The sequence below is a fragment of the Noviherbaspirillum sp. ST9 genome (genome assembly GCF_048799745.1).
Lineage (GTDB): Bacteria > Pseudomonadota > Gammaproteobacteria > Burkholderiales > Burkholderiaceae_D > Noviherbaspirillum.
Map to the genome: position 1 here is coordinate 206454 of NZ_JBLWFR010000002.1, position 17759 is coordinate 224212.

A 17759-nucleotide genomic window follows, 5' to 3' on the forward strand; every position below is an offset into this window, starting at 1 on the left:
CTGCTTCCTCTTCTCAGGAACGTGTTACCGCCGCAGCGCGTCCGAGCGAGGCCAGGCGGCCATCCCTCTGAACCGATGCTCCGCGCTGGCGCAGCTGGTCCGACAGGCCCGTCTTGCCGGCCGGGGCCTTGTCGCCATCCCGCTCTGCCGTGCCTTTGACGGTGACGCCGATGTTGACCCGGAACAGCGATGTCGCCTCGCGGCCTTGCATGTCGCGCGCAATGACCTTGATGCGCAGTTCCCCGGTCGTGCCTGGAGGCACCTCGCCAGCGAACTGGCCGGTCTGGGCATTGAACTGCACCCAGGCCGGCAGTGGGCGGCCATCCTGAAGTGTGGCGGCAAGTCGCACCACCTCCTTCGGCTGGGTATGGGCAAAGGCATCCGCGGGCACGGTCAGCGAAATTCGCGCCCCACTCTCGGTGTACTGGTCCGGCACGCCGCGGAAAACGACCAGCGCCGGTTCTTCCGCCTTGACCACGACGGTACGGAATCCCTCGGACCGGGTGTACACGTCGCTCAGGTCGCCCTGACGCTGTACCTGGATCTCGATGGGCGCGTCGGACGATGTTGCGCCGCGGGTGTTGCTGACCTTCAGCGAATCATTGCCGACCGTGCTTCCGGGGATGACCGGGGCGGTCGTGTCGGTGGGTTTGGCATCGACGACCGGAGGCGGCGTGAAGACGGGCGGAGCGACTTCGACAGCCGGTGGCGCGGGCGCAGGAGCCGGAGCCGGCACCGGGGCGGGTGCGGGCGATGGAACGGGGACGGGCTGCGTCGCTGGCACTGGCACTGGCACTGGCACTGGTTCCGGCGCAGGGACAGGTGCAGGTGCGGGTGCGGGTGCGGGGGGCGGTTCTGGAGCGGGTGCTGGCGCAGGTGCTGGCACGGGCACGGGTGCAGGTACTGGTGCGGGTGCCGGTGCAGGGGCCGGTGCGGGTGCCGGTGCAGGCGCCGTGATAGTCAACTCATTGCTCGTGGAATCCGGCGATGCATTGCCGGCGGCATCCGTAATCGTTGCCGTTACTTCGTACGATTGTCCCTGGGAGAGCGGCGTCAGTGCACCGGAAGCAGGCTGGGCGGTCGCAAGATTCAACGTCCATGTCCCGCCAGCCGGAACAACGGTGTACGTCGCGCCGTTTACCGCCACGGTCAACGTTTCTCCGTTGCCGGTGGTTGCACTGCCTGTCAGCGTCGGCGTCGTGCTCGTGGTGACAAGGGTGTTGACGGTGGGCGCATTGGGAGCAGTCGCGTCAAGAACCGCATTTTGGGCGGCCGCCGCACCATCCAGACCGGCAGCGGTGTTGAAGACGCGCGCCTTGATTACCCAGTCGCCGGCATGCACGTTGGGATCGTTGAGCGTCCAGTTCGTTCCCGTCGTGGTGGCGGTGCTCCAGGTGTTGCCGCCGTCAAAGGAAACCTGCACGACTTCATTTGCTCCGAGCGCAGCACTGATCGTGCCGCTGACCGTGCGGTTTGCCGAGCCATCCGACGTGACAAAATCGGATTGCGACGATCCGGTGTCTTTGGTCATTGACGCGATGCCCACCGTTTGCGTCGGTGAGCCGGGATTGACCACGGTGAGCGTGAAGGTTGTACTGCTGCTCAGGGCGCCATCACTGCCAGTGACGCGTATGCTGTACGTTCCGTTCGCGCCGCTGGCCGGGGTGCCGCTGAAGGTGCGGGTGGCGGCATCGAATGTCAGCCATGCGGGGAGGGCATTGCCATCGGCCAGCGTTGCGCTGTAGGTGAGCGAATTGTTGTCGACATCGGAGAACGCGCCGACGGTGAACGCCGTCATGGCGGACCCGACCGTTGCACTCTTGTCGGCCGCTACCGATGCGACCGGTCCGTCATTGGCACCGTTAATGGTGACCGTGAGCGTGGTGCTCGCGGTCTGGTCGGCGGTGTCCTTGATCTGGTAGCTGAAGGTGTCGGAGAGCGAACCGCCGGTATTCAGCGCTTGTACATCCGCATTGCTGTTGTTGACGGTATAGGTGTAGCTGCCGTCGGCGCCGATAACCAGGGTGCCGTAAGTGCCGGCGACCGAGGTGCCGTTGCTGCCGGAGGTACTGGTCGCGGCAACGGCGGACGCATTGCCGTCGACCGTGTTGCCAGCTTGTGCCTTGACCACGGTAATGCCGCTGCCCGTGTCGTTACCGATGACGTCGCCGCTTGGATTGGTTCCAGCCGTGCCGTTGCCGGTTCCGCCGGCTTCCGTCGCCGTCGCCGTATCGGCAGCCGTATTCGGGCCGCCAGGATTGTTGACCGTAAGCGTGAAGGTCGTGCTGCCGGTCAAGGCGCCATCGCTGCCGGTGACGCGGATGCTGTAAGTGCCGTTGGCGCCCGTCGTCGGGGTGCCGCTAAAGGTGCGCGTGGCAGAGTCAAAACTCAGCCAGGCCGGCAGGGCATTGCCATCGGCAAGGGTTGCGCTGTAGGCAAGCGAATTGTTGTCGACGTCATTGAATGCGCCGACCGCAAAGGCAGTCATGGCCGAACCAACGGTCGCCGTCTTGTCGGCCGCCACGGACGCTGCCGGTGCGTCGTTCGCGCCATTGATGGTGACCGTGAGCGTAGTGCTCGAAGTCTGGTTGGCGGAATCCTTGACCTGGTAGCTGAAGGTGTCGGTCAGCGAGTCGCCCGTGTTGAGCGCCTGCACGGCGGCGTTGTTGTTATTGACGGTATAGGTGTAGCTGCCGTCGGCGCCGATGACCAGCGTGCCGTAGGTGCCGTTGACCGAGGTACCGTTGCTGGCAGAAGTGCTGGACGCAGCAACCGCGGATGCACTGCCATCGACCGTATTGCCAGCCTGCGCATTGACCACGGTAATGCTGGTGCCGGTGTCGTTATCGGTCACGGTGCCGCTCGGATTGGTTCCGGCCGTGCCGTTGCTGGTCCCGCCGGCTTCCGTCGCCGTCGCGGTATCGGCGGCCGTGTTCGGCCCGCCGGGGTTGTTAACCGTCAGCGAGAAAGTTGTGCTGCCGCTCAGGCTGCCGTCGCTGCCAGTCACCCGGATGCTGTAGACGCCGCTGGCGCCTGCTGTCGGCGTGCCACTGAAAGTGCGGGTGGCGGCGTCAAAGCTCAGCCATGCGGGGAGGGTATTGCCGTCGACAAGCGTGGCGCTGTAGGTGAGTGAATGATTGTCGACATCAGTAAAGGCGCCGACCGTAAAGGCTGTCATGGCCGAACCAACAGTTGCGGTCTTGCCTGCAGCCACGGAGGCCACCGGTGCATCATTCGCGCCGTTGATGGTGACCGTGAGCGTGGTGTTCGCAGTCTGGTTGGCGGAATCCTTGACTTGGTAGCTGAAGGTGTCGGAAAGCGAGTCGCCCAAATTGAGCGCCTGCACGGCGGTGTTGCTGTTGTCGACGGTGTAGGTGTAGCTGCCGTCGGCACCGATTACCAGGGTGCCGTAGCTGCCGGTGACCGAGGTGCCGTTGATGACGGAGGTGCTGGACGCTACAACCGCGGACGCATTGCTGTCGAGCGTGTTCCCGGCCTGCGCCTTGACCACGGTGATGCTGCTGCCCGTGTCGTTAGCGATCACCGTACCGCTCGCATTGGTTCCGGCCGTGCCGTTGCTGGTGCCGCCGGCTTCGGTTGCCGATTCAGCATCGGCGATGACCACCGGCGCGGGAGTGACATTGTCGTTGTCGAGATTGGTCGTGTCGGTATGCGGCTCGCCGCCGCCGTTAAACGTACCGGGATACTTGACGCCGGTTCCGTCGTCCACGATGGTGATCGTGCCATCCGATGCCCGCGTGGCGCCGCTGGTGTAGGTGGCACGCAGCTGGAAAGTCTCCGCACCTTCCAACGGACTATCCGCTTCTTTCGAAATGTCGATCCTTACGTAGATAACGCCGCTGGACGAAACGGTCAGGTTATTTCCTGCATAGTCGACCCAGTCGGTACCGTCCCACACCTGAATCTTCTGGGTTTCATCTATGTCAGCAAAACCATTGCCGGAGCCCTCTTGCAAGGCAAGGGTCAGGGCCTGGCCAGGTGTGGCGGTTACGGAAGCGACTACCCATTGCGAACCCTCATTGACGGTCGGATTGCTGACGGTCAGTACGCGGTCATCGTCCAGTCCCGTACTATCGGTTGAGGGGCCGTTGCTAATGCTGGCATCCGGATAACGAACACCGTTGCCGTCATCCAGGATCGATGCTGTCCCGGTTCCTGCAATGCCGGCACCGCCCATCGCGTACGTCGCGCGCAGTTGGAAGGTTTCAGAGCCTTCAAACACATTGTCGCGCTCGTCGACAATACTGGCGCGCACATACAGCACGCCACCGGTGGGGACCGCCGGGAGGAAATTCGCGTCGAAGTTTTCCCACGCATTACCGTTCCAGAACTGCAATGTCTGGGTTTCGTCGACGTTGGCTTGGCCAGCAACGCTGCCGCTGCTGCTATTGTCGATGAGCTGCAGTAAGACCTGCTCGCCGGCATTGCCGGTCACTGCAAATACTGCAAACGGCGAAGCTTCGTTGACGATCGGGGCGGACACCGTGACCGTCCGGTCGTCGTCCAGGCCGGCTGCGCTTGTGTCCGGTGCGCCATTGCTGACCGACCCGGTATGCTTGACCCCGGTGCCATCGTCGACGATGCGTCCGACACCAAGTGCCGATGCGCCACCGCCGAGGCTGGTTGCGCGCAAGCCGAAGCTCTCCACGCCTTCAAACGTGTTGTCATCAACGATCGTGGTGCGCACCAGCAGCGTGCTGCCAGTCATGGTGACCGAAACCCCGTCATAGTCGACCCAACTGATGCCGTCGTAGTACTTGAGCCCGGTGCCGGTGTCGGCGCCGACGCCGGCGGTGCCGTTGACCAGGGAAAGCGCAATCCGCTGGCCATCGTAGCCGGTAACGGTAAAGATCGCGTACGCCGAATCCTCATTGACCGTGATGTCGTTCACGGTGACCTGACGGTCGTCGTCCTTGCCGGCTGCCGGATCCGTCGTTCCATCCGGCTTGTAAACGGTTCCGCTACCGTCGTCGACGATGGTAGCGGTGCCCGTGAAGCTCTCTCCGGAGGAGTTGGCTGCAGTCAGCGTGAAGGTCTCGGCGCCTTCGTAGCTGGCGTCGTTCAGGATTGCCACGCGCACCAGCAGGTTCGCCGCACCGCTTGTCCCGGGGACTGTTACCGGAACGCCCTCGTAGGTAACCCAGCCGCTGCCGTTGAAGTATTCGATGCTGGGCAGATAATCGAGGCCACTGTCGGCGTGGCCGGCCCCTGAGCCTGTCTGCGCCAGCGTCAGCGTTACGCGTTGCCCGGCTTCCCCACCGACCGTGAAGACCGCATAGGGTGAAGCTTCATTGACAGTCGGACTGTCGACTGTGAGGTCCCTGTCGTCGGACGTCACGGTAATGGCCAGGGTATCTGTGTCGGTATTGCCGGCGGCATCCGTGGCGACAAGCATCAGCGTGTCGTTGGCGGCAAACGTGCTGCCAACGGTATAGGTGAGTGTCGCCAGCGCCGTATTGATCTGCGCCTGTGTGCCGTTCAACGTAATGGCATTCGAGCCGTTGGCGCCGGAGGAAATCAGGGCGGCATGGGCCGTGTCGATATTCAGCTTGCCATGGGTGACCGTCACCCGTGCGCTGGTCACGTCGCCGTCGGTATCGGTCACGGACAGCGGCAGCGCCTGCACCTGGTATTCGGCCAGGGTAGGGGCGGCCGGTAGCGTGTTGACGGGAGGATTGACGTCGGTCGTTCCGTGGATCGTCACTGTGAGCGCGGCCATTGCGGTCTTGCCGTTGACGTCGGTCACTTGATAGGTGAACACCTCGTTCAGACTCTGCCCGTCCGACAAGGCCTCCACCGCTGCATTCGCATTGTCGACCGCATAGGTATAACTGCCGTCAGCACCGATGCGAAGCGTACCGTAGCTTCCGATTACCTGGGTCGCGTTCGAGCTGGATGTACTGCTGGCAGCTACTGCCATGGAAGGCGCCGCGGCACCTGCAACAACGCGCGTGACCGTCCTTGTGTCTCCTGCATCGACGTCGGTGTCGTTGATCAACACATTTCCGGCTGGATCAAGGCCGCCGCTGCCATTGGCCACTCCGCCTTTTTCCATCGCGATCGCAGTGTCCAATACCGCCGCGGGCGCGTCGTTGGCGCCCTGGATGGTGACCGTCAATTTCGCAACGTCAGTCTTGGACCCGTTGGTCACCCGATAGAAGAACACCTCGCTAAGCGTGGCGCCGATGTTGAGCGCGTCGACGGTCCCATTGCTGTTGTTGAGCGTGTAGGTATAGCTTCCATTGGCTGCAATGGTAAGCGAACCATAGCTGCCGGAGACCAACATGCCGGCGGTCGACGGAGCCGATTCGGACCAGGCTGCGGTGACAGTGCCGCCACCAGTCCAGCTCACGCTTCCGGCAGGATTGGTGCCGACGGCGGCGCCATTTGCAGCGAATCCGGACTCGATGGCCGTTGCGGTCGCGTTCGTCGCCACCGGTTCGGTGGCGTCGGTCGTGCCTTCGATTCGGATGGTCAGGGTCGCGCTACTCGTCAGGCCGGCAGCGTCCCGCATGGTGTAGGTGAAAACTTCGTCGGCGGTCTGGCCGACCAGCAGGCCCGTATTTGTGACGGTGTAGGAATAGCCACCGCTGGCATCGAGCACGAGGGTGCCGCGTGTGCCCGTGATCGTGCCACCGGGAGCACCGGTAAAGGTGAGCCCTGTGCTGCTGCTCAACGTGACGGCGGTGTTCAGGACCACGGTAGAGCCGCTTACACTCGCCACCGTGGCCGAAACTCCCCCGCCGCTGACAGTCATTCCGGCAAGGATGCTGCCTGAAACGTTCGAGACGACAATGGTGGTACTGCTACCCGACACGATGGCCGTTGTCGTGATCGACTGGCTGCTGAAGTTCGAGCTGGCGCCATTGCGCTGGTAAAAGGTCAGCGTCTCGCCATTGGTGACGGTAATCGCCGAATCCAGCGTGATGGTACCGATCGTGCCGGGCCCCGCTCCGTCGACGTCGGTCAGGTTCATCGTGTTCTTGCTTACCGTCCCGATACGCGTGGTTTGATCCGAACCACGATAAACCGCATAGTCCTTCGATGGATCGAAACCCGAAATATTGGACAGCTTGATGGTTGAGGCAGTCGCCGAAGTGCTCGATACCGCATCGGCCGTCGCTAGCAGGCCGACGATCGTCTTCGTGTCGCCGACATCCACATCGGTGTCGTTCGTCAGTACGTTGCCCGTGCTTACGCCGGTATAGCTTGCCCCGGTATGAGGCTCCTTTACGCTGTTGAAATCATTGACGGCAACTGGGGCGTCATTGCGTCCGTTAACGGTCACTGTAAAGGTGTTGGTCGAGGTCAGACCGGAAGGATCCGTTACGGTAAACGTAAAGACATCGGTGCCGCTGTTGCTTAGCAAGGCCTGCGTGACTTCCGCAGTGTTGGAAACTTCATAGGTGTAGCTGCCGTTGGCGGCGATGACCAGGGCACCATAGATGCCCTCGATTCGCGTCGTTCCGGAACCGGCAACGGTCTTCGACTCGGTCGCGCTCTGTACCTGGCTCACAACAAGGCTATCGCTATCAGGATCCGTGGCGAAGGATGTGATCAGGTTGCCGGTCGGGTTAGTGCCCGTCGTGGCGTTCAATACTCCGCCAGCTTCGACAGCCGTCGTGGAACCAGAGATTGCCACCGGCGCACTGTTGCTTGCCGCAATCTCTAGTGTGATCGTGTTCGGCGTCGGGTCGAGGTTGATGCCGCCGTTGCTTGTGCCGCCGGAATCACGCACGCGGAACGTGAAGCTCGCCGTGCCCGGCGTGCTGGCGTTGAACTGCAGCTTGGTCAAGTCCTGAACCGAAAGTTCCTGCCCAGCGATGACGGCGACGCCGTTCAGCGTCAGGATGCCGCCGGGCGGTACCGTAGTGATGATTACGGATGCCAGGGTGTGGGCAGGACTGTCGTTCGGGTCGGAAAAGCCAAAGTCTGCCGCCGAGAAGGTGTAGGCGTTGCCTTCCTTGAGTACGAGAGTCTTGTCAGCACCCGACGGCGCGTCGTTGATCGGGGTGATGCTGAGCGATAGAACTGCCGAGGCGGTGGCGGAACCGTCGGTTACCGTATAGGTGACCACGGGAACGGGGCCCGAATAATTTGTTGCCGGCTGAAAGCTGTAGGCGCCGTCGCTGCCGATCGCCAGCGTGCCGATCCCGGCCACCACTACGCTCTGGCTGCTGCCGGCATTGATCGTATAACTCTGTCCCGAGAACGAGAAGCCGCTGACACGCAAGGTATCGGCATCCGCGTCAGTATCATTAGTTAGAACGTTACCGGTCACCGGCGCGTTCGCATCCTCCAAAACGCTTGCCGAATCGTTGTTCGCCACCGGCACCCTGTTCGGCAACAGGTAGGTGTTCAGTCCAGTGTCCACCGGGTCCGAGCTGGTGCGATAGGTACTGCCGGCTGAAAATTTGCTGGGATCCATCGCGAACAGATAGGCGCGTTCGTTCACGTCGCCGCCTAGACCGCCGTCACCAATGGCAATGGTGTTACCGGGGGCGTAGAAATAGAAGCCGTACACGACGCCGTTTGTCTTGAACAGACGACTCACGACGCCGAAGATTTCTACCTTTTGCTTGTTGACGTCGAAGTAACTCAGCGTCCCGGATACGTTGTTGCCTTTGAAATACGGCTCGTTCGGATCGGCCGAGGTGAAACGGAACTGGGTACCATTCACCAATGACACGTTCTCGATCTGGTTGGCTTCTTCGCTCCAGGAGCTCGGTGTGCCGGTGTACACGACGCTGAAGGTGATTGCCGCCTCTTCCACTTCATAGGTCAGGCCGTCGACCATGATCGTGGAACGGTCGTTTTCCGCGGCGATGCGCAGCCGGTCGGCCTCGCTCTGGTCAACGTGCAGGACCGCAGCGGCAAAGGCCTCGCCTTCGTCGCCCAGTGTGTCGCGGCCAGCATTCAACGCGGCGTCGATACTGTGGCCGAATTCTTCCACGAGGACGCGGGTCAGCGCGGCGGGTGCCGGGTCGGACGCCAGCCAGTCGCGGTTCACGAAAATGGTCGGATCGCCGCCGGGGCCGTCCGCCGTGAATGCAGCGAAAACACCGCCGATATCGTTTCCGCTGATGGCAAGAATCTGCACCGTGTAGCGGCCGTCCTGAATGTCCTGGCGAAGTGCACGCGCGGCCTCTAGCCATTCCTGCGAGGCCGATTCCTGACCGCCATTAAACAGTGCGAACAGTGCAGCGTTGTCCGGATTCGCCATGAGATAGTCGCGAATGTGCTGCGCAGCGGCGGAAGCGGCGTCGACAACGGTCGCACCAGATGCGCCCGTAACAAACAGGTCGGACGATGCATCTGCACGGTCACGAGGAAGGGCGGGAGCCTCAGCCGCCGGCGCCGCCGCTTGCATGGAAGGCTTGGCAAACGCTTCGCTTGGGGCGGCTTCCTTCACGATCGCGTCCGCCGCCTGCCGTGGTGCCAGCGCTCCATCCATGGCAGCGCCGTCAAACATGATGCGCGCTTCCAGCGCAAGGGGACGTGGCTTCGCCGTGACAAGCCGGTTGCGATTCCTGTTCGTTGTCTTCATGTTCTTGTTCCTTGGGGAAGGCCGCTGCGCTTTGTCTGACTTTTCTTAGTTCTGTCCCGATGGCGGCACGATCGATACTTTGCCGCTCATTCCAGCCATCAGTTCCTTGTAGCTGCCGTCAATCGCGGCCACCGTCTTCACGGACTGGCTGACCGGGTCCACGCGCGCACCAATACGAAGAATTTTTGCCGGGTAAGACTTGCCGGTTTCGTCGATCCTTACCTGGAACCCGTAACCCGGCTTGAGCCACGCAAGCCAATGCGATGGCACGATGAATTCCAGTTCGAGCACGCTGTCGTCGAGGATGTCGAGCATTGCCTGTCCCGGCTGTACGTACTGCTGTTCCCGCACCCGCTGCTCGGCAACGCGCCCGGCGAAGGGGGCGGTGACCTGGCATTTCTCGAGGGAGACATTCATCAGCGAGACTTCGGCGCGCGCCTTGGCGACTTCGGATTCGGAGACATCCAGCTCGACCTTGCCGACGGAGTTGAGCTCGTTGAGCCGCTTGTTTGCCGCAAAGGTGCGCTCGGAGGCCGACAGTGCGGCGCGCGCTTTCTGGAGTTGCGCCTGCTGGAGTGAGCAGTCGAGCGACACCAGAACCTGGCCGGCACGGAAACTGCCGCCTTCCACCACCGGGATGCGACTGATCTTTGCGCCGATCTCGGCGGCGATTGTCGTGAAGCGGCGCGGGGAAAGCTGCGCGCGAATGTCCTGCTTCTCAATGCTGGGCCGGGGCGCGGACGTGACTGCCTTCGCAGGCGCGGCAGGTTGCGCAACCTGCGCCGAGGCGGACAGGACGACGGCCTGCAGCGCCAGGGAAACGGAAAAAAAGTGGAGATGGCGCGGCATGGTTCAGTTCTCCTCGTCGCGCGTGAAGGCCAGGACCGGTTCGGTGTGGCGTTGCCAGCCTACCGGCGCGCGCGTGAGTTTCAGCTTGAGCGGCGCTGCCGCAGCGGTACGCTTCTTTGCAGCGGCCGGCGCTTCGACAGGCGCAGGTGCTGCCGCGGCGGGTTTGACCACTTCCTTGTTCCAGTCACGCAGTGCATCGGATACCTTCTTCGTCAGTTCGTCGAGCGGCATGTCGGTCGTGCTTCCGATCGCCGGTTCGAGGCCGATCGTTGCCTGCAGCTTGCTGCCCGCACCCTGGAGTTGCGAGAGCGATTGGTAGCGGCGCAGCAGACTGAGAATCGCGGTGGTGCTGTTGGCCACCTGCTCCAGCTTGCTTTGCGTTTCCGCCGATTCACGGTTTCGGATGTGAGCGGAGATTTTCGCGTCGGCCTGCCAGATCGCATCCGCGCGGAGGAACTGGCGGTAGGCAATCGTGTAGGAGAGGCGCGACAGGTGCACCTGCGTCAGTACGGCCATTTGCGCGGCAACGCGGCGCTGATCGGCGAGCTGCACGCCGGCGTCGGCCAGGGCCTTTTGCGACGGCGCGCTCAGCAGGTTGAGCAGGTTGTAGGAGAGCTGCAGACCCGCGTCGTTCCAGCTGTTGTTGATCATGAAGCGATCGGTGTCGTAGTGCGCCGTGTAGCGGAACGACAGGTTGGGGAACAGGCGCAGCATGGTGCGGCGGGTTTCCTCGACGGCGATGCGCGCGCTGTAGAAATGTTCGCGCAATTCGGCGTTCTGCTCGACGGCGAGCTGTTCCATGCGCTCGACGGGAACGTCGAGCAGGGAGGCGTCGACCTTGTCGCTCGGTTCCTGCACCTTGATATCCTGGCCGAGCGGCGCATTGATCAGGTTGGCGAGCTCGATCCGGCCGGTCGACAATTCCTGTTCGATGCTTTCAAGCAGGCGCAGGTTTTCGAGCAGCTGGCGCTGGTAGCGCAACGCGTCCACCGGGTTGCGCAGGCGTTCGTTCTCCGCCTTGCGCGCATCTTCCAGGGCATCCTCCGCCAGGGCAATTGCGGTGCGCACGTCTTCCTTCAAGCGCTGTGCGCTTGCGGTGCGCCAGAAGGCGAAACGGACGTCCTGGATCAGCGTGTGCATGGCCTTGCGGCGGCGTTCGGACGCAATCAGCACGCGGTCGGCCTGCTGTTTCGCGGAGATATAGCTCAATCCGAAGTCGAGGATGTTCCAGGTCAGGCCGAGATCATAGGAAGCGTGCGAACGTTCGGACGAAATAAACGGATTGGCAAGCGAGGGCAGGCCCGTCACCGAGTCGACGCTTCGCGTAATCAAGTCCTTGTCGCGCGTGGAGTAGCCGGCGTTGGCCGTCAGCTTGGGCAGCATGTCCCAGTTGGTGCTGTCGAGCTGATTGAACGCCAGTGCTTCCTCCATCAGGCGGGTGCGCCGGTCCAGGTTGTACTTCAGTGCGCGCGCAATCGCCTCGTCCATGGAGAGCTCGCCGGTAATCGGCTGCACGCCGGCGCGGGCGGTTTCGCGATCGAGCGCGGCCTGTTCGGCGATCTCTGGTGTGCTGAGCGGTTGTACCTGCACGGTGCCGCAGGCACCAAGTACAAGGGCGGCGGCGACTGCGGCGCTGGTGGCACGCAGGCGGGGAAACGGTCGGGACGCGACGCGAGACGAAGCAATCATGGCGGGAACGAAAAAGGATCCGGGAGAAGACGGCGGATTCGGGCAGCGCGGCTATACGGCGACAGACGTGCTTTTGTTGCTTTTTGTAAACAAAATTGACCCGAGTAGTTGATTTATATCAATTGTACTGTCCCATGAGAAATATTGATTCACGGAATGCGTGATTTCGGGAATAAATCTCGGCTGAAAGAACATCCCTGCAACAATAAATTTCCGTGTGGAAAAATAACTGGCGAAAGTGGTAAAGGGGTGTAGGACAAACACTGTCGCGTCTGTCAGTGGCGAGAAGTCGGGAGGAGAGAGGGAATTTCCTCAAGGGCAATTCCCCAATGGTACGAGGAAGGAATCAGACGTTCACGCAGACGCGGGCGGCGCCGTCGGTGACACGCCCGATGACTGCGGCATGGTCAAAGCCTTCGTTGCGGAACAGTGCGAGCACGCCATCCAACGCGCTCTCGTCACAGGAAACGAGCAATCCGCCCGACGTCTGGGGATCGGTAAGAAGGGCTTGCTCGACAGGGCCGATGCCGGCGGAAAGTGTGACATCCCGGCCGTATCCTGCCCAGTTGCGTGCGGAAGCGCCGGTGACGAAGCCGCGTTCGGCAAGCTCGCGCACCTGCGGAATGAGCGGGACATTCTTCATGTCCAGCTCGATGGTGACGCGCGCCCCGCGCGCCAGCTCCAGTGTGTGCCCCAGCAGCCCGAAGCCGGTGACGTCGGTCAACGCATGCACACCCGGCATGGCCGAAAGCATCTTGCCCGGTTTGTTGAGTTTCGTCGTGTTGTCGATCATTGCCCGGTATCCAGCGTCGTCGAGCGCGTTTTTCTTGAGCGCCGCCGACAGCACGCCGACACCAAGGGGCTTGCCGAGTACCAGTACATCCCCCGGCCGCGCATCCGCGTTGCGCTTGACTTTGTCCGGGTGCACCAGTCCCATGACAACCAGACCGTAAATCGGCTCAACCGAGTCGATGGTGTGGCCGCCCGCGATCGGAATGCCAGCGTCCGCACAGACGGCTTCGCCGCCCTGGATGATCTTCCCGATCACATCGACCGGAAGCTGGTTGATGGGCATGGCCACCAGCGCCAGCGCCATGATGGGTGTACCGCCCATGGCGTACACATCCGAAATCGCATTCGTCGCCGCAATCCGCCCGAAGTCGTAGGGATCGTCCACGATCGGCATGAAGAAGTCGGTCGTGGCAATCAACGCTTGCTCGTCATTGAGTTTGTAGACCGCGGCATCGTCGGACGTTTCAATTCCGACAAGTAATTCCTTGGGAACAGGAAAACCGCTCGAGCGCTTCAGGATATCCGCCAGGACGCCGGGCGCGATCTTGCAGCCGCAACCGCCCCCATGGGAAAAGGACGTCAGGCGGATGCTGGTATCGACAGGTTTGTTCATCGTTTTCTGGATAAAGGACGGTGGCAGGGCCGGGCGGCCGGGAAGGCGCAAGAATACTCCGGAAAGCGCTCGTCGTCATATTGACGTTTCGTAATTTTATTGACTATAGTCAAGAGACTATCGGTTGCAAAACACAGCAGGCAGGGTGACGGAGACCACCATGAGCATGCCGCAAGAGATACGTACTGCGCAGTCCTGTGCATTGGATCCCCGCGAAGCCGTTCGCGAGTTCCATGCGGGTGTTGCATGCGCCGATACGGTGCTTGTGGTGTTTTTCTGCTCCATCGAATACGACCTGGACACCGTCGCGGACGAGATGCGGCGGATGTTCGCCGGTATTCCCGTGGTGGGCTGCACTACGGCCGGCGAGATCGGGCCCGCTGGTTACCGGGGTAAAAGCCTTGCCGGGGCCGGTTTCCCTTCGGGCACGTGCACCGCCGTGACAGGCCACCTCGACGGCCTGAGGAATTTCGAGATCGCGCGCGGACAAGTCTTCGCGCATTCCCTGCTGCAGCGTCTCGAAATCCAGGCGCCGGGCACAGACGCGCACAACAGCTTTGCCTTCCTCCTGATCGACGGCATGTCCGTGCGCGAGGAACCCGTTACGCGGTCATTGCAGAATGCCCTCGGGCGTATCCCCATGTTCGGCGGTTCGGCAGGCGACGACCTGAAATTTTCCTCGACCCAGGTCTTTCACGAGGGCTGTTTTCACCGCGACAGCGCGGTCCTGATCCTGGCGACGACCACGTTGCCATTCAGGATCTTCAAGACGCAGCATTTCGTTTCCACCGAGGAGAGAATGGTGGTGACCGAGGCGGATGCGGAAAACAGGATCGTGCGGGAAATCAACGGCCTGCCCGCGGCGCAGGAGTATGCACGGATCATGGGCGTCGACGTCAACGACCTCGACCCGATGCGCTTTGCCGCATCACCCGTCGTTGTGCTGATTGACGGTGTGGACTATGTCCGTGCGATCCAGAAGGCCAATCCGGACGGCAGCCTGACTTTCTATTGCGCCATCGAGGAAGGCCTGGTGCTGCGTGTGGCGCGCGGGGTGGATCTGGTCGAGAACCTGCAGCATGCCTTTCAGCGCGTCGTGTCCGAGATCGGGCATCCGCAGGTCGTCTTCGGATGCGACTGTATCCTGCGGCATCTCGAGATGTCGCAATGCGGCCTGAAGGATCGCGTCGCCGCCGTCCTGCGCGACTACAACACCGTCGGTTTCAACACGTACGGCGAGCAGTTCGCGGGCGTCCACGTCAATCAAACTTTTACCGCCATCGCCATCGGCCATTCGCGAAAGTCCGCCGATGAATGATCCTGAATTTGGCAGCCGCGCCGACGAAGCACAGGCACTGCGCGACGAGATCGTACGGCTCAAGAAAATGGTCGTGGCGCTGATGAACCGCGCCGAGCGGAGTACCAGCGCGCGCGGCTCCGACTTCAGCCTGTTCCAGACCGCAGTCATGCTGGAAGACCAGGTCCGCCGACGCACCGAGGATCTTGAGGCTGCGCTCCGTGAGAATGAAAAGATCAACCGCGCGCTGCAGAATGCGACGGCGCGCATGGAAAAGGAAATCCGACAGCGGCAGCAGGCGCAGGATGCGCTCTACCAGAGCGAGCAGCGCTACCGGACTGCAACGGAAGCCGCGCGGGATATCTTCATCACGGTGGATGAGGCGGGCAAAGTTGTCTTCGTCAATTCATCCATCGAGGCCACTCTCGGTTATGCGCCCGGGGAGGTGATCGGACAGGATGTCGGCATGCTGATGCCGCAGGACCGGCGCGAGGCGCACCGAAAGGGCATGCATCGCTACCTGACGACGGGCGTGCGCAAAATGGCATGGCTGGGCGTGCAGATACCCGGCGTGCACAAGGACGGCAGGGTTGTGCCGCTCGAGTTCTCCTTCGGCGAATTCGTGCAGAACGGCCGGCGCTACTTCACCGGCATCGCGCGCGACATCACCGAACGCAAGCGTGCCGACGCGCTGCGCGAAGGGCAGAACCGGGTGCTTGAAATGATCGCCGTCGACGCGCCGCTGGAGGAGTCGCTCGGCGCAATGCAGCGGTGTATCGAGGAGCAGTACCCAGGCATGCTGACGTCGATCGTGCTGCTCGACGAGGAGGGTGGAAAGACGCGGGTCTGCATTGCGCCGAGCCTGCCTGCATCGTATGCGCAGGTCCTGGCAGGATGTTCCGTCGGTCCCGCATCGAGTTGCTGCGGAGCGGCCATGCACCGGCGTGAAGCGGTCGTCGTCATGGATATCCTGGTCAATCCGGTATGCCGGGGGCAGCAGGAGCTGGCGGCCGCCGGCGGTTTGCAGGCGTGCTGGTCGCATCCCATCATGTCGGGCTCGGGAAAGGTGCTGGGTGCATTTACCGTCTACTACCGCCAGGCGCGCCTCCCTGAGCCGGAGGAACGCAAGCTTGTCGAACTGGCCGTTCGCATTGCCGGTATCGCCATCGAGCGCAAGCAGGATGAAGCCTATATCCGGCATATGGCGCATCATGACGCATTGACCGGCCTGCCCAACCGCCTGCTGCTCGAAGACCGGCTCAACCAGGCGATCTCGCGCGCCGTACGCTATCGGACGCTGGTGGCCGTCCTCTTTATCGACCTCGACCACTTCAAGCACGTTAACGATAGCCTCGGCCATCACGTCGGCGACAGGCTGCTGCAGTCCGTCGGCACGCGCCTTCACGCCTGCCTGCGCGACGGCGACAGCATTGCGCGCCTGGGTGGCGACGAATTTGTCATTTGCCTGGCGGAGATCAGCCGCAACCGTGACGCCGCGGCCGTGGCGCAGAAGATCCAGGCAGCGTTGGGAGAGGATTTCCTGATTGACGGCCATGCGCTCCAGATCGGCAGCAGCATCGGCATCAGCCTGTATCCGCTCGACGGGGATAACGTGGAAGCGTTGATGCGCGCGGCGGATACGGCGATGTACGACGCCAAGTCGAAAGGGCGCGCCAATTACCAGTTTTTCACCCCCGCGCTCAACGTCGCCGCGCAGCAGCGCCTCATCGCATCCAACCAGTTGCGCCAGGCCGTCTCGCGCGAGGAGTTCGTGCTGCACTACCAGCCGCAGGTCAGCCTGCGCTCCGGCGCCATCGTGGGCGTCGAAGCGCTGGTGCGCTGGAAACGCGGCGCGGACGAGTTGATTCCGCCCGCCCAGTTCATTCCCATCCTTGAAGAAATCGGCCTGATGGCCGAAGCCGGCAAATGGGTACTGCGCGCAGCCTGCACCCAGGCTGCGGAGTGGCAGAAAATGGGGCTGCCGCCGATCCGGCTGGCGGTTAACCTGTCGGCGCGGCAGTTCGCCGGCGACGATATCGTGCGCACCGTGACGGACACGCTGCAGGAGACCGGCCTGGGGCCGGAATGGCTGGAGCTGGAAATCACCGAAAGCCTGATTCTCGACGGTTCGGAACGCGTCATCCATGCCATGAATGAACTCAAGCGCATGGGCGTCAGCCTTTCGCTCGACGATTTCGGCACCGGCTATTCCTCCTTGTCCTACCTGCGGCGCTTCCCGGTGGATCGCGTAAAGATCGACCGCTCGTTCGTGCAAGACATGACCTCGGACAGCGGCGGCGCGGACATCGTGCGCAGCATCCTCGCCCTGTCGCAGAAGCTCGGCCTCGGCGCGATTGCGGAAGGCGTTGAGACGGAAGCGCAACTGGGCTACCTGCGGCAACAGGGATGCGGCGAGATCCAGGGCTACCTGTTCAGCCCGCCTTTCCCTGCGGAGGAGATGACCGCGTTGCTGAAGTCCGACAGGCGGATTCCCCTGTATTCGCACTTGCCGCTGGGCGACCATACGCTGCTGGTGGTCGACGATGACGCCCGGGTCGGCGAAGCGCTCAAGCGCCTGCTGCACAAGGAGGGTCTCCATGTGCTGTGCGCGACGCGCGTGGACGCGGCATTCGAGCTCCTGGCGAGGAACAGCGTCGGCGTCATCCTTGCGGACCTGGACATTTCCGGCGACAGCGGGATCGAATTCCTTGCGCGCGCGAAAAGCCTGCATCCCGATCCCATCCGCATCCTGCTTACCGGTGAGGCGGAAATCGCCACGGTGGTCAATGCCATCAACAAGGGGGCGATCTACAAGATCCTGGTCAAGCCATGGGTCGACCAATTGCTCATCGAGAATATCCGCGAGGCATTCGGCTTGTATGCGGCGCTCCGCGAATCAACCCTTCCGCGTTCCAGTCCCGACACACCGTAGCGCGTGTCCCTGCGAGTAC

Annotated in this window: 6 protein-coding genes; 2 read left to right on the plus strand and 4 right to left on the minus strand. The window is 62.4% G+C overall.

Features of this window, described 5'->3' with window-relative positions:
* Window positions 1–13: 13 nt before the first annotated feature.
* From ACNOHI_RS04360 to selD, 4 genes are all read right to left on the minus strand, one after another.
* On the minus strand, window positions 14–9568 hold the full coding sequence (locus ACNOHI_RS04360) for a VCBS domain-containing protein (RefSeq protein WP_420473423.1): 9555 nt from the start codon (window positions 9566–9568) through the stop codon (window positions 14–16).
* Window positions 9569–9613: 45 nt separating this feature from the next.
* Window positions 9614–10417, minus strand: a complete 804-nt coding sequence (locus tag ACNOHI_RS04365; RefSeq protein WP_420473424.1) for an efflux RND transporter periplasmic adaptor subunit — start codon at window positions 10415–10417, stop codon at window positions 9614–9616.
* Window positions 10418–10420: 3 nt separating this feature from the next.
* Complete coding sequence (locus ACNOHI_RS04370; protein ID WP_420473425.1) at window positions 10421–12106, minus strand: TolC family protein; 1686 nt, start codon at window positions 12104–12106, stop codon at window positions 10421–10423.
* 346 nt (window positions 12107–12452) lie between these two features.
* On the minus strand, window positions 12453–13511 hold the full coding sequence (gene selD / locus ACNOHI_RS04375) for a selenide, water dikinase SelD (protein ID WP_420473426.1): 1059 nt from the start codon (window positions 13509–13511) through the stop codon (window positions 12453–12455).
* A gap of 160 nt (window positions 13512–13671) precedes the next feature.
* On the opposite strand from selD, the gene nosP reads away from it, so the two are divergent.
* Together nosP and ACNOHI_RS04385 are read left to right on the plus strand one after the other, a co-directional pair.
* Window positions 13672–14829 carry a nitric oxide-sensing protein NosP gene (gene nosP / locus ACNOHI_RS04380; RefSeq protein ID WP_420473427.1) on the plus strand — a complete coding sequence of 386 codons (1158 nt, stop codon included), beginning with the start codon at window positions 13672–13674 and terminating at the stop codon, window positions 14827–14829.
* Window positions 14822–17740: an EAL domain-containing protein gene (locus tag ACNOHI_RS04385; RefSeq protein ID WP_420473428.1), complete on the plus strand. Its 2919-nt coding sequence runs from the start codon at window positions 14822–14824 to the stop codon at window positions 17738–17740. Before nosP ends, ACNOHI_RS04385 begins: the two co-directional genes overlap by 8 nt.
* The last annotated feature ends 19 nt before the right edge of the window (window positions 17741–17759 follow it).